Source organism: Pseudomonas sp. JL3, from assembly GCF_031570575.1.
GTDB lineage: Bacteria > Pseudomonadota > Gammaproteobacteria > Pseudomonadales > Pseudomonadaceae > Aquipseudomonas > Aquipseudomonas cucumis.
Map to the genome: position 1 here is coordinate 153,536 of NZ_JAKWJK010000010.1, position 13,381 is coordinate 166,916.

Annotated in this window: 16 protein-coding genes; 12 read left to right on the forward strand and 4 right to left on the reverse strand. The window is 58.5% G+C overall.

Features of this window, described 5'->3' with window-relative positions; all coding sequences use genetic code 11:
• Positions 1-104: 104 nt before the first annotated feature.
• The 4 genes from MMG91_RS18160 to MMG91_RS18175 all read right to left on the reverse strand — a co-directional run bounded on the left by MMG91_RS18160 (position 105) and on the right by MMG91_RS18175 (position 4,598).
• A complete protein-coding gene (locus tag MMG91_RS18160) occupies positions 105-752 on the reverse strand; it encodes a hypothetical protein (protein WP_310660318.1) in 648 nt (215 codons plus the stop codon).
• A gap of 65 nt (positions 753-817) precedes the next feature.
• Positions 818-2,542, reverse strand: a complete 1,725-nt coding sequence (locus tag MMG91_RS18165) for a hypothetical protein (protein WP_310660319.1) — start codon at positions 2,540-2,542, stop codon at positions 818-820.
• 155 nt (positions 2,543-2,697) lie between these two features.
• Positions 2,698-3,027 (reverse strand): EscU/YscU/HrcU family type III secretion system export apparatus switch protein, encoded by a 330-nt coding sequence (locus MMG91_RS18170; protein WP_305448778.1) that lies wholly within the window; start codon positions 3,025-3,027, stop codon positions 2,698-2,700.
• Positions 3,024-4,598, reverse strand: a complete 1,575-nt coding sequence (locus tag MMG91_RS18175; protein WP_310660320.1) for a flagellar hook-length control protein FliK — start codon at positions 4,596-4,598, stop codon at positions 3,024-3,026. Before MMG91_RS18175 ends, MMG91_RS18170 begins: the two co-directional genes overlap by 4 nt.
• Before the next feature lie 197 nt (positions 4,599-4,795).
• Here MMG91_RS18175 and ccmA point away from each other — a divergent pair, with 197 nt between their 5' ends.
• The 12 genes from ccmA to MMG91_RS18235 all read left to right on the forward strand — a co-directional run bounded on the left by ccmA (position 4,796) and on the right by MMG91_RS18235 (position 13,290).
• The gene (ccmA, locus tag MMG91_RS18180) at positions 4,796-5,431 is read left to right on the forward strand and encodes a cytochrome c biogenesis heme-transporting ATPase CcmA (RefSeq protein ID WP_310660321.1); all 636 of its coding nucleotides are present in this window, start codon (positions 4,796-4,798) and stop codon (positions 5,429-5,431) included.
• Positions 5,428-6,096 (forward strand): heme exporter protein CcmB, encoded by a 669-nt coding sequence (ccmB, locus tag MMG91_RS18185; protein WP_008072659.1) that lies wholly within the window; start codon positions 5,428-5,430, stop codon positions 6,094-6,096. Before ccmA ends, ccmB begins: the two co-directional genes overlap by 4 nt.
• Before the next feature lie 77 nt (positions 6,097-6,173).
• The gene (locus MMG91_RS18190; protein WP_310660322.1) at positions 6,174-6,929 is read left to right on the forward strand and encodes a heme ABC transporter permease; all 756 of its coding nucleotides are present in this window, start codon (positions 6,174-6,176) and stop codon (positions 6,927-6,929) included.
• Positions 6,926-7,102: a heme exporter protein CcmD gene (gene ccmD / locus MMG91_RS18195; protein ID WP_007894243.1), complete on the forward strand. Its 177-nt coding sequence runs from the start codon at positions 6,926-6,928 to the stop codon at positions 7,100-7,102. Before MMG91_RS18190 ends, ccmD begins: the two co-directional genes overlap by 4 nt.
• Positions 7,099-7,554 carry a cytochrome c maturation protein CcmE gene (gene ccmE / locus MMG91_RS18200; protein ID WP_305448782.1) on the forward strand — a complete coding sequence of 152 codons (456 nt, stop codon included), beginning with the start codon at positions 7,099-7,101 and terminating at the stop codon, positions 7,552-7,554. Before ccmD ends, ccmE begins: the two co-directional genes overlap by 4 nt.
• Before the next feature lie 3 nt (positions 7,555-7,557).
• Positions 7,558-9,561: a heme lyase CcmF/NrfE family subunit gene (locus tag MMG91_RS18205; protein ID WP_305505367.1), complete on the forward strand. Its 2,004-nt coding sequence runs from the start codon at positions 7,558-7,560 to the stop codon at positions 9,559-9,561.
• Positions 9,558-10,094, forward strand: a complete 537-nt coding sequence (locus MMG91_RS18210; protein WP_305448784.1) for a DsbE family thiol:disulfide interchange protein — start codon at positions 9,558-9,560, stop codon at positions 10,092-10,094. The genes MMG91_RS18205 and MMG91_RS18210 overlap by 4 nt, the downstream gene beginning before the upstream one ends.
• Positions 10,091-10,564, forward strand: a complete 474-nt coding sequence (locus tag MMG91_RS18215; RefSeq protein WP_305448785.1) for a cytochrome c-type biogenesis protein — start codon at positions 10,091-10,093, stop codon at positions 10,562-10,564. Before MMG91_RS18210 ends, MMG91_RS18215 begins: the two co-directional genes overlap by 4 nt.
• Positions 10,557-11,759 carry a c-type cytochrome biogenesis protein CcmI gene (ccmI, locus tag MMG91_RS18220; protein WP_310660323.1) on the forward strand — a complete coding sequence of 401 codons (1,203 nt, stop codon included), beginning with the start codon at positions 10,557-10,559 and terminating at the stop codon, positions 11,757-11,759. The genes MMG91_RS18215 and ccmI overlap by 8 nt, the downstream gene beginning before the upstream one ends.
• 14 nt (positions 11,760-11,773) lie before the next feature.
• The gene (locus tag MMG91_RS18225) at positions 11,774-12,178 is read left to right on the forward strand and encodes a hypothetical protein (protein WP_310660324.1); all 405 of its coding nucleotides are present in this window, start codon (positions 11,774-11,776) and stop codon (positions 12,176-12,178) included.
• A gap of 495 nt (positions 12,179-12,673) precedes the next feature.
• A complete protein-coding gene (locus MMG91_RS18230; RefSeq protein ID WP_305506787.1) occupies positions 12,674-12,886 on the forward strand; it encodes a type II toxin-antitoxin system HicA family toxin in 213 nt (70 codons plus the stop codon).
• Positions 12,886-13,290 carry a type II toxin-antitoxin system HicB family antitoxin gene (locus MMG91_RS18235; protein WP_310660325.1) on the forward strand — a complete coding sequence of 135 codons (405 nt, stop codon included), beginning with the start codon at positions 12,886-12,888 and terminating at the stop codon, positions 13,288-13,290. Before MMG91_RS18230 ends, MMG91_RS18235 begins: the two co-directional genes overlap by 1 nt.
• Positions 13,291-13,381: the final 91 nt, after the last annotated feature.

Below are 13,381 nucleotides of genomic sequence, written 5' to 3' on the forward strand. Positions count from 1 at the left end.
TCCGGCAGGTGAGGGCTGTGTCGACGGTCTCCTACGGGTATTGAATAAACAGCTAATCCATTAGCGATGGATTGGCTTTTGAGTGCTCCGGCGGCGGAGCTGGGTTATAGCATTACTCTTAACAGCTGTGAAAACATCAGGTTATTTGTCGTGCCGGAACGATGAACGCTGTAGTTGATTAATACCAGCTTTCCCATGTTTTCTTGAATCCAACTCGTAGGAATATCGAACGCCATCGATGAGTTATCTACAATCGGTTTGGTCTCTGTGTCGTGGACAATTGTGCCATGCCAGCGGACTCGAACTGTGTAGCCGGGACCCATGTTAACAAACTTGACAGTCACCTTTTTCCTGTCCACGGAAAGCCTGGGTTCAATCAAGTCAAAATCCTGAGCATCGACGTTCAGCGTTAGCGATTTTGAGATGATGAGCGGGGTGCCGGGCGCGGTGCGAACGCTATAGTTGACGGTTACCAGGCTGCCGATGGAGTCGATGACCTCCAGACGAGGAATTTTGAAGTTCTGCGGTGCCGGAATACCAATCGTCAAGGTTTCCGTATTGTACGTATAGCGGCCGCTTGCCCATCGAGCCCGGACGGTATGACCCTGATCCATGCCGACATAATGTGGGACCTGTATGTTGATATGTGTGCTGTTATAAACGTCGTTGAAGTTTAAACGATCCCCGGCGAAGCCATAGGCTTCGAGCACTTTCGGAGCAGTGAGATTAAGTTCCTTCGGTTCTGCGCTCATGGTTGTCGAACTCCATTCGGAAAGGTGATTGCTCGTTGTACCCGTACACAATCAGGTAGGTGATGTTACAGCGCTACTCTCAGTACTTGGGAAAACATGCTGTGTTCATCGATGCCCGGACGGTTGACGCTATAGTTGATCAATACGGTTTTGCCTTTGTTTTCAACAATCCAACTTTGAGGAATTAAGAACTCTGCGGTGACGCCTGTTTCCAGGTTTTGCCATTCCGTGTAGCGGGTAACCACCCCGGTGATACGTACTCTTGCGTGGTAACCGGTAGCCATTCCAGTGTATCGAATAGTCACCGTCTTCTGATCCGCAGTCAGTCGAGGAGGTGTTAGAACGAATGCTTGAGGATCCACGGCCAGCGGCAATGCCGCAGATCGATGCAAGGGGCCACTGGGAAAGGTACGTACGGTGTAGCTGACTGGAACAAGGCTGCCGATGGCATCAACCACTTCCATGCGAGGGACAATGAAGTTCATCGGTCCAACGTTCTCTACCGTTGTGATTGCGCTGTCATAGGTGATTCGAGGGCCAGCCCAGCGCGCCCGAATGGTTTGCCCGATGGCCATTCCCACATATTGTCGAATCTGAACCGTTACATGCCTCGCATAATAAATATCGACCATTTTCAAACGGTCGCCTTGCGCGCCGTAGGCTTCCAGAACCTTGGGTGGATCGAGGATGATCGTGGTTTTGATGCTTAAGGGTTTAGACTCGGAAACAAGTTTTATTCCTTCACGTTCCACGCGCAGGGTGATGCTGACAGAGCTCTGGTCGCTTTCGTTGGCCCAGGCAAGCAGTATCGGAAACTCCAATGTTCCGCTTCCTGGATATGTCTTGGCTGCCGTCTCGCGTTCGCCCCGTCCTTGCCAGTGAACTCGGACTCTGTCGCCAGCGATCAGCCCGATACCGGAAGCGACTACCTGGATATTTGTGACGTATGCAGGATCCAGCACCCCTCCTTGCTCACCTGTCACGGTCGGTGCCGGAATGCGGTTCGCATTTACACTGACTTCAGTGGGAATTGCCCACGGTGCATAGTCATGCGGACGGTTTCCACAGCGGTCGATCACCTGATAGGTAATCGAATGCTTGCCATCACCCGCGCGCTTGATCAGTTGTTCATCGAACTTGATCAGAATGGGATGGTTTTGCGGATCGCTGATTTGCTCGGCAGTGACGGGGTAGTGGATCACCTGCTCTTCATTACCCCATCGTGCGACGATGCGGTCGAACACGGTGATGTTCTGATAAGGCTCGATACGCATGGCAATACCCTGCTTTGCCATCTCACTGTCGACACCATCCTTGATATCCGGAATGAAGATATAACGCAGTCCGGGATGACCTAGTGGTTCAGGTTTGTCGAGAATGCCTCCCGGTAGCGTGCGTTTGATCAAAACGTTGAACTTGAACGAGTCGGCCTCGTTTCCGCTGAGGCGTTTGATACGATAAAAAACCGGGGATGCGCTTCCATCCAGGATATGGTTTGCCGGTAGATGGAAGAGAATTGGTTTGGAAAGCTCTTCGGGCGAATCGATAACCTCCGTGTGGTAGGGGGTTTTGTCGTCATCCCAGAAGAGAAGGCAACTCTGGCCGATCTCCATATCATGCCAAGGATTAACGATGACGAGCAGGTCGGCGTTCAGGGCTTTAGCACCAACGCCGCCATGGTAGCCTTCATCGCCATCTATTGGACTGATCAATTCGGGAATATGTGGAGCACCAAGTGCCAGCGAACTACTGTTCGTAGAGTTGCCATCAGGTTTGGAGGTCAAAGTCATCGGAGCGCTCCTGATAAGGGTAGCGCCGGGATCAAATTTGTCGACGCTCTCTGCCTATCTGGCGACAACAGCGAGTTGCCTCGCAACTATCAGATCTGACAGTTTCGACGAGCGGTAGACAGCAGTGAGAACCTTGAGTCAGACGAGTCCCAGGTTCAAAAGTCCTCACCGCACTCGGTAATGTCCTTCTCGACCATCGGCGTATCCGGGTTCTGTCCCTCTGGGAACTTCCCCTTCAAATTCCACGCAAACGCAATAATCTCGGCAATCGTGCGATACAACTCCTGCGGAATACTCTCCCCCAATTCCATCCGCGCCAGCAGTTTCACCAGCTCGGCGTTTTCGTAGATCGGCACTTCATAATCACGGGCAATCTGCAGAATGGCTTCGGCCAATTCCTCGTCACCTTTGGCCGTGAGGGTAGGGGCGTGGGTGCCGTCGTATTTGAGGGCGATGGCCTGGCGCGGTGCGGTGGATTCGTTCATGCGGTTTCGTCGACCCAGCGTTGTTCGAGGCGGGTTTGAGGGCCTTGTGGCGGTGTGCCGAGGTGGCAATCCAGATCGCCGACGTTCAGGCCTGAGGCCAACAGGCGTTCGCGCAGCCCGGCCAGATTGCTTTCGATCAGGCTCGCGGTGTACGGCCGTTCGGCCCACAGCTGACTGGAGAGGCTGCCTTTGATCAGTTGAGCCTGAATCTGCAACGGCCCTAATGGCTCCATATCGAACGCAAGTTCGACGCGCCACAACTGTTGCTTGGGTTCGCGTTCGTCGCGGCGTTCGTGAGGTTGTTCTTTCTCGGGTGCTTCTTCGCGCTGAAACTTGACCTGCAATGGCACGATGTCCTGCAGGTTGCGCATGGGGATTTCCAGTTGCCAGGTGCTGAGCAGGCGACCGTCGTCGGTGAGGCCGGTCTGTTCCAGGCTCGACAGTTGATGGCTTTGCAGGCGCGAGACGGCCGCTGCTGCCAGGCGCAGCAGGTGCTCGAGATCATCTTCGCCTTCCGCGCTTTGCAGCAGGCGCTCGGGGAGCGGGAAACTGGTCGGCAGCGGTTTGGCGCTGACTTGCCCCAGCATGCCGAGAGCGCTGCGCACGAAACCGGGCAGCGCTTGCGCCAGTGTATTGGCGGCGAGGATCGCGTTGAGATTGGTGTTGGCCGGCAGCCCCGGCGTCAGTTGTGCGATGAGCTTGAGCAGATCGCCTTTCATGTCAGGCGTCAGCGTCGGGTTTTGACCGGCGAGGAGTTTCGCTTCGAGGAACAGGCCGCTATTGGCCAACGCCTGGGCCAGGCCTTTGGGCGTGCTCAGTTGCTGAACATCCGGCAGGCCGGCGAGCAATTTGTCGACGACAGCGCGCAGGTCGCTGGAGGTCTGATCCGATGGCGGCAGGTTTTGCAGGACTTTGAGCAAGCCATCCAGAGAGCCCTGGCGACTTTGTTGGCTGACCAATTGTTGCGTCACCGCCAACTGTTCCTGGCGGTTGCTCAACGGGACGAATTTCAGGGTCTGGGTATCCTGCACCAAGGCGCTCAGCAACGTACCGATACGCAGGGGCGTCGGGCTGTCGATACTCAGCGTGCTGCCGCTCAGCGCGGTGTTGAGCAGGCTCACCATCGAGCGAAACACCGTCGGCTGACCCGGCACCTGCGGCATGACCTGAGAGGTCAGCACTTTGCCTTGCAGCAAGGTGCCGACCGGCAGTTGCGCCGTGTCGATGCGGGTGAGGGTGGCGACGCTGGAGGCGATGGCCTGTTGCACCGTGACCGCCAAGTTACCCGCCGACGGCTGAGTGATCGCCAGGCTGGTGCCCTGGGGCAACGGCTGAGTACTGGTGGCCTGGACCGTGGTCTGGCGACCGTTGTCGAGGGTGACTTTGAGCAACAGTTGAAAGGTCTGATCCGCCTGCTTTAGCGAGAGCACTTCAGCCTTGGCGGTTTGTCCAACGGAGATCAATCCCTCCATCGGCGTCAGCAGCTTGAGTAGATCACCACTGACCACCAGCGGCCGCGAAGTCGCGGGTGTGGTCTGCGGCAGCGGGAGGATGTTCATTTCGCCTGTCATACGTGGTCACAACCTGAGGAAAATGCGCTCTTTAGAGTCGGGCATGGCATGTATAATGCCGCCCGTCTTTCGGGGAGTGGCGAAAACATTGCATTTGTTTGACCTGGCTCCCTAGAACAAGCCGCCAATGCATCTATGCTGCATCTCTTTAGCGGCCGCTCTGCCGCCGACTTGAACCGCAAAAGGCCCGTGATCTCTTGACCAGTCCAGTCCTGCAAACCGTTGCCCTTGCCTGTGAGCGAGACCTTCGGCTGCTCTTCGAAAATCTCGAATTGAGACTGGCCAGTGGCGAAATGTTGCAGATCAGCGGCCCCAACGGCAGTGGCAAGACCAGTCTTTTACGTCTGCTTTGCGGTTTGATGCACCCGACCGCCGGTCAAGTATTGCTAAACGGCCAGCCATTGCATGAGCAACGCAGTGAACTGGCGCGCAACCTGTTGTGGATCGGCCACGCCGCCGGCATCAAAGACCTGCTGACCCCCGAGGAAAACCTCAGTTGGCTCTGCGCCTTGCATCAACCGGCCTCCCATGAGGCGATCTGGCAGGCGCTGACGGCGGTGGGGCTGCGCGGTTTCGAGGATGTTCCCTGTCACAGCCTGTCCGCCGGTCAGCAACGTCGGGTGGCCTTGGCGCGGTTGTATCTGGACAGCCCGCCGCTGTGGATCCTTGATGAACCGTTCACCGCGCTCGACAAACAAGGCGTGGCGCAACTCGAAGAACACCTGGCTGCGCACTGCGAGCGGGGTGGCATGGTGGTGCTGACCACTCACCACACCCTGACCCGGATGCCGGCCGGCTATCGCGACATTGATTTGGGGAACTGGGCCGTATGAGTGTTTTCGGCCTGTTGGTCGCCCGCGAGGCACGTTTGCTGTTCCGCCGCCCTGCCGAACTGGCGAATCCGCTGGTGTTCTTTGCCATCGTCGTCTCTTTGTTCCCGTTGGCGGTCGGCGCCGGGCCTCAATTGTTGCAAACCTTGTCCCCGGGACTGGTATGGGTGGCAGCACTTTTATCGGTCTTGCTCTCGCTGGACGGGCTCTTCCGCAGTGATTTCGAAGACGGATCGCTTGAGCAGTGGGTCCTTTCGCCGCACCCCCTCCCTATTCTGGTTTTGGCCAAGGTACTGGCACACTGGGCGTTTTCCGGCCTGGCGCTGGTGTTGCTCGCACCCTTGCTGGCGTTGATGCTGGGTTTGCCTGCCGCTTGTCTGCCGGTGTTGCTGCTTTCTTTATTGCTGGGTACACCGGTGCTGAGCCTGCTCGGTGCGGTGGGCGCGGCGTTGACGGTAGGATTGAAGCGCGGTGGCCTGTTACTGGCGCTGTTGATTCTGCCGCTGTACATCCCGGTGTTGATTCTCGGCAGTGGCGCCTTGCAGGCGGCATTGCAGGGCATGCCGGCGACCGGTTATCTCTTGTGGCTTGGTAGCCTGACCGCCCTGGCGATAACCCTGACACCTTTTGCAATAGCTGCTGGCCTGAAGATCAGCGTCGGCGAATAATGAGGTCTGATCAAAATTTGATCAGTAAAGACCCTGGCTGCTCGTGACAACGTGCGGCACCCGTGATGGAAATAGCAATGAACTGGACCTGGTTTCATAAGCTCGGCTCGCCCAAATGGTTTTACGGCATCAGTGGCAAATTGCTGCCGTGGCTGAGCGTCGCGGCGTTGCTGCTGATTAGCGTCGGCCTGGTTTGGGGGCTGGCCTTCGCGCCGCCGGACTATCAGCAAGGCAACAGCTTTCGGATCATCTATATCCACGTTCCCGCCGCCATGCTGGCGCAGTCCATCTACGTGATGCTGGCCGTGTGCGGCGTCGTCGGACTGGTCTGGAAGATGAAACTGGCCGACGTCGCCCTGCAATGCGCCGCGCCGATCGGGGCCTGGATGACCGCCGTGGCGCTGGTCACCGGCGCGATCTGGGGCAAACCGACCTGGGGTTCGTGGTGGGTCTGGGATGCGCGACTTACGTCCATGCTTATTCTGCTGTTCCTGTACTTCGGTCTCATTGCGCTGGGCAACGCGATCAGCAATCGTGACAGCGCGGCCAAGGCCTGCGCGGTACTGGCGATCGTCGGCGTGATTAACATCCCGATCATCAAATACTCGGTGGAGTGGTGGAACACCCTGCACCAGGGCGCGACTTTCACCCTCACAGAAAAACCGGCGATGCCGGTCGAGATGTGGCTGCCACTGCTGCTGACGGTGTTGGGTTTCTACTGTTTCTTCGGCGCCGTGCTGTTGCTGCGCATGCGCCTTGAAGTGCTCAAGCGCGAAGCCCGGGCGAGCTGGGTGAAAACCGAAGTGCAGAACAGTCTGGAGGCCGCTCGATGAGTTTCGCTTCATTCGGCGACTTTCTCGCCATGGGCCATCACGGCCTGTATGTCTGGTCAGCCTATGGCATAAGCCTGGCGGTGCTGGCCCTCAACGTGGCGGCGCCGATCCTGGCCCGCAAGCGGTATCTGCAACAAGAGGCGCGTCGTCTGCGTCGGGAGAACGGCAAGTGAATCCGCTGCGTAAAAAGCGTCTTATCATTATTTTCGCGATCCTGATCGGTGTCGGCGCTGCCGTTGGCCTGGCCTTGAGCGCCTTGAAGCAGAACATCAATCTGTTCTACACCCCGACCCAGATCGCCAACGGTGAAGCGCCGCAAGACACACGTATTCGCGCGGGCGGCATGGTGGAGAAAGGTTCGCTGCAACGTTCCGGCGATTCCCTGGACGTGAAATTCATCGTCACCGACTTCAACAAATCCGTAACCATCAGTTATCGCGGCATCCTGCCGGATCTGTTCCGCGAAGGGCAGGGCATCGTCGCCCTCGGCAAGCTCAACGCTGACGGCGTGGTGGTGGCCGATGAAGTGCTGGCCAAACACGACGAGAAGTACATGCCACCGGAAGTGACCAAGGCCCTGAAAGACAGCGGCCAGTCGGCGCCCACTCCTGCGAAAGAGGGTTAATTGATGACTTCTGCTCTCTATAGTTCAGGGCTGTTCATCCCCGAATTGGGCCACCTGGCCATGATCCTGGCGCTGTGTTTCGCGCTGGTTCAAGCCGTGGTGCCGTTGCTCGGTGCCTGGCGCGGCGATCGCTTGTGGATGAGCCTGGCCCAGCCGGCCGCCTGGGGGCAGTTCGCGTTTCTGCTGTTCGCTTTCGGTTGCCTGACTTACGCGTTCATGGCGGACGACTTCTCCGTCGCTTACGTCGCCAGCAACTCCAACAGCGCCTTGCCGTGGTACTACAAATTCAGCGCCGTCTGGGGCGCTCACGAAGGTTCGTTGCTGCTATGGGCACTGATCCTCGGCGGCTGGACCTTCGCAGTGTCGGTGTTCTCCCGGCAATTACCGCAAGTGATGCTGGCTCGCGTATTGGCGGTGATGGGCATGATCAGCACCGGTTTCCTGCTGTTCCTGATCCTGACGTCCAACCCTTTCGCCCGGATCCTGCCGCAGATGCCGACGGATGGGCGCGACCTCAATCCACTGCTGCAAGACATCGGCCTGATCGTTCACCCGCCGATGCTGTACATGGGCTATGTCGGTTTCTCCGTGGCGTTTGCCTTTGCCATCGCCGCGCTGCTGGGCGGTCGTCTCGACGCGGCGTGGGCACGCTGGTCGCGTCCGTGGACCATCGTCGCCTGGGCTTTCCTCGGTATCGGTATTACGTTGGGCTCCTGGTGGGCCTACTACGAACTCGGCTGGGGCGGCTGGTGGTTCTGGGACCCGGTGGAAAACGCATCCTTCATGCCTTGGCTGGTGGGCACGGCGCTGATTCACTCGTTGGCGGTCACGGAAAAACGTGGCGTGTTCAAGAGCTGGACGGTGTTGTTGGCCATCGCCGCGTTCTCGTTGAGTTTGCTCGGGACTTTCCTGGTGCGTTCCGGCGTGCTGACCTCGGTTCATGCCTTTGCCTCCGATCCTGAGCGCGGTGTGTTCATCCTGATCTTCCTGCTGTTCGTGGTCGGTGGCTCGCTGACGCTGTTCGCCCTGCGCGCTCCGGTGGTCAAGAGCCATGTCGGCTTCAACCTCTGGTCTCGGGAAACCCTGCTGCTGGGCAATAACCTGGTGCTGGTGGTGGCCGCTTCGATGATCCTGCTCGGTACCTTGTACCCGTTGATTCTCGACGCGATGACCGGCGCGAAGTTGTCGGTCGGCCCGCCGTACTTCAACGCGCTGTTCATTCCATTGATGGCGTTGCTGATGGTGGTGATGGCGGTTGGCATGCTGGTGCGCTGGAAAGACACCCCGGTCAAATGGCTTATGAGCATGTTGACACCGGTGTTGCTCGGCAGCGCTGCGCTGGCCGTGGTGGCCGGTGTCGCTTACGGCGATTTCAACTGGGCGGTGCTGGCGACGTTCATGCTGGCTGCCTGGGTGTTGTTGGCCGGTGTGCGGGATATCTTCGACAAGACCCGTCACAAAGGCCTGATCAAAGGTCTGCCAACCTTGACCCGCAGTTATTGGGGCATGCAAGTCGCGCATTTGGGCATTGCCGTGTGCGCGCTGGGTGTCGTGTTGTCCAGCCAGAACAGTGCCGAGCGTGATCTGCGCCTGGCGCCGGGTGAGTCCATGAGCCTGGCCGGTTATCAATTTGTGTTCGAAGGCGCCAAGCACTTCGAAGGGCCGAACTTCACGTCCGACAAAGGCACCATCCGGGTGATCCGCAATGGCAAGGAAATCAGCGTGCTGCACCCGGAAAAACGCCTGTACACCGTGCAGAACTCGGTGATGACCGAAGCCGGGATCGACGCCGGTTTCACCCGTGACCTTTATGTCGCCCTGGGCGAGCCGCTGGGCGAGGGCGCCTGGGCGGTCCGCGTGCACGTCAAACCGTTCGTGCGCTGGATCTGGTTCGGTGGGTTGCTCACCGGTCTCGGCGGGTTGCTGGCGGCGCTGGATCGTCGTTATCGGGTCAAGGTGAAAAGCCGCGTGCGTGAAGCGCTCGGCATGACGGGAGCCACCGCATGAGACGTTGGTTGATGTTGTTGCCACTGGCGATTTTTCTGGTGGTTGCTGTTTTCCTGTATCGGGGTTTGTACCTGAACCCGGCCGAGCTGCCTTCGGCGATGATCAACAAACCGTTCCCGGAGTTTTCGCTGCCCTCGGTGCAGGGTGACAAAACCCTGACCAAAGCGGACATTCTGGGTAAACCGGCATTGGTCAACGTCTGGGGTACCTGGTGCATTTCCTGCCGGGTCGAGCACCCGGTGCTGAACAAACTGGCCGAGAAGGGCGTGGTGATCTACGGCGTCAACTACAAGGACGTCAACGCCGATGCCTTGAAGTGGCTGGCCGAGTTCCACAACCCCTATCAACTGGACATTCGTGACGATGCCGGCACCCTGGGCCTGAACCTCGGTGTGTACGGCGCACCGGAAACCTTCTTCATCGACGCCAAGGGCATCATCCGCGACAAATTCGTCGGCGTGATCGACGAACAAGTCTGGCGTGAAAAACTGGCGGCCAAGTATCAGGCGCTGGTCGACGAGGCCAAGCCATGAAGCGCTGGATCGCCGCCGCCCTGCTGGGTTTGAGCATGGCCGGTGTGACCCATGCGGCCATCGACACCTATGAGTTCGCCAAAGAAGGCGACCGCGAGCGTTTTCGCGAGCTGACCAAAGAGTTGCGTTGTCCCAAGTGCCAGAATCAGGACATCGCCGACTCCAACGCACCGATCGCCGCTGACCTGCGCAAAGAGATTTTCCGCATGCTCGGCGAGGGCAAGGACAACCAGCAAATCATCGATTTCATGGTCGACCGCTACGGTGACTTCGTCCGCTACAAACCCGCCCTCAACGCCAAAACCGCACTGCTCTGGTTCGGCCCCGCCGGCCTGCTGCTGGGCGGTTTTGTGATCATCGCCGTGATCGTCCGCCGTCGTCGCGTGCAACGCACTGACAGCCCGGACACGCTTTCTGCCGAGGAGCGCGAGCGCCTCGACCACCTGTTGGATAAAACCAAGAATGATTGATTTCTGGCTCGCTGCAGGCCTGCTGCTCCTGGTTGCCCTGAGTTTTCTGCTGATCCCCGTTCTGCGTGGTCGCCGTGCTCAGCTTGAAGAGGACCGCACGGCACTGAACGTCGCGCTTTATCAGGAGCGTGTGGCTGAGTTGCAGACTCAGCAGGAAGAGGGCGTGCTCAACGCCGAACAGATGGACACCGGCCGCGCCGAAGCTGCCCGTGAACTGCTCGCCGACACCGAAGGCGTCGAGGCGCCGCGCGTGTCGCGTCTGGGCAAGCCATTGCCATTGCTGGCGGCGATTCTGGTGCCAATACTGGGCCTTGGACTGTACCTGCATTTCGGCGCCAGCGACAAAGTCGAGCTGACCCGCGAGTTCGCCCAGGCACCGCAGTCGATGGAAGAAATGACCCGTCGCCTGGAGCGTGCGGTCGCGGCCCAACCGGACTCGGCCGAAGGCCTGTACTTCCTCGGCCGCACTTACATGGCTCAGGACCGCCCGGCCGATGCGGCGAAGATCTTCGAACGCACCGTGGCCCTGGCCGGTCGTCAGCCCGAACTGCTCGGGCAGTGGGCCCAGGCCCAATATTTCGCCGACGGCAAGAAGTGGTCGAACAAGGTCCAGGCCCTGACTGACGAAGCGCTGAAAGCTGATCCTAAGGAAGTCACCAGCCTCGGTTTGCTGGGTATCGCGGCTTTCGAAGGCGAGCGTTATCAGGAAGCCATCGACTACTGGAATCGCCTGCTGGCGCAACTGCCGCCGGAAGACCAATCCCGCGTCGCACTGCAAGGCGGTATCACTCGGGCCGCCGAGAAGCTTGAAGCCAGCGGTGGCAAGGTTGCCCAGGCGCCTGCGGCCAAAGCTGCAGCGCTGCTCAAAGTGCATGTCGATCTGGCACCGGAGCTCAAAGCCAAGGTCCAACCAGGTGACAGCGTGTTCATTTTCGCCCGCGCCGTCACTGGCCCGCCCGCGCCGCTGGCCGCCAAACGTCTGACGGTCGCCGACTTGCCGGCAACCGTCGAACTGGGTGATGCCGACGCCATGATGCCGCAGTTGAAACTGTCGAACTTCCCTGAAGTCCAACTGGTTGCGCGTATCTCCCGCGCCGGCCAACCGACTGCCGGCGAATGGATCGGTCGCAGCCAACCCTTGGCCACCAGCACCACCGCGCAACAAAAACTGATCATCGACAGCCCGGATAAATAACAGGAAACGCCACCATGACCGCCATCGCTCGTATCACTCTCCTCAGCATGGTTTTGGGGTTAAGCGCTTGTGCGGTCCAGCAGCCCGAGCCCACACGGCTGCCGCCAATTCCACCTTCGGGGCCAAGCACCAAACCGCCTCCGCCGACGGTACCGAGTAAACCAAGCACTCCGGTCAAACCGTCAAAACCCGTGCCGCGCACCTCCGCCAGCTTCGCCCCGCCACCGGGGGGCAACAGCCATTGGGACGCGAAACTCGGTGTTTACGTTCTCGATGATCAGACCAACACCTTCTACCGCCAGCGCACTTACTACCGCTGGAACAACGGCTGGAGCCGCTCGATCAGCCCGAACGGGCCGTGGGAAGAGACGAATATCCATGGCGTGCCGAGTGGGTTAGGCAGAAAATTCGGGCAGTGAATGGAAACGGCGATCTGAGGATCGCCGTTTTGCTTTTTGGGGTTTGTGAGAGGCGATTAAAGAATCGCTCAATAGTGGGTCAACGCCTTGCTCGACTGAATCAGGCCTTGGCGCAAGAGTAGATTAAGATAGGTGCCGACATCCATCGGCGGCATCTTTAGCTGTTTGCGTTGCCGTTGTGCTGCCGCGACAACCGCTGCCGGGTCCAGGTCAAAGAGGTTATCGACGAATTCGTCAGGATGCTGCGCCTCGATGCCAAAAGGAATGCTGGAAGGCTATTCGAATCAAAACGAAATTCGCAATAAACGAAACCAGAGCTTGTTTAAGGCTCTTTTTCAGCAAGGTCTGGACGTAATCGACAAACGCCCGAGCCTTCGGAGGTCCGATCAAATCAACACCCTGTAAAACAACCGAGCGTCGTGATCCGGATTTTTGTGCTTGAGTAAAAGTAACTCTAGGGTTATTTTTGTTTGGGCCGGAGCAAGGAGGCTGGTGGTGCAGAGCAGGTTATTGATCAAGGAACTGATAGAGGCGGGCTGGACACTGGACCGGATCACCGGCAGTCATCACATCTTCACTCACCGTTACAACCCTTACACGATACCCGTCCCTCATCCGAAGAAGGATTTGCCGATCGGGACGGTCAAAAGCATCAGGAGGCGAGCGGGGCTTTATTGCCCAGGAGCCAGTTTGGCAGGAGATCCATAATGCAATACCCAATCTGTATCGAGTGGGGCGACGAGAACACCGCCATCGGTATTCAGATCCCCGATATTCCTGGTGCCGTTACGGCCGGGGATACGTTTGAAGATGCTTACAACGCGGCGGTCGAAATTGCCCACATCATGCTGCAGGAGATCGTGGCAGCCGGGGAGTCAATTCCGATGCCGACCTCAGCGGCTGCGCACCGCGAGAATCCGGAATTTGCCGACATGGGTTGGGGGATGCTGGAACTCGACATCTCGCCGTATCTAGGCAAGACCGAGAAGGTCAACGTGACGCTGCCTGGCTACGTAATCCAGCGTATTGACCGCTATGTGCGAGAGCACAATGTCAAAAGCCGCTCCTCCTTTCTCGCGGATGCGGCGATGGAGAAACTGGTCCGGCATTGAGTGGTATCAGTCGAATTGCCTTCGCGGGCAAGCCTCGCTCCTACAGGTCTTACACTAACCCTGTAGCAGCGAGGCTTGCCCGCGAAGCTTT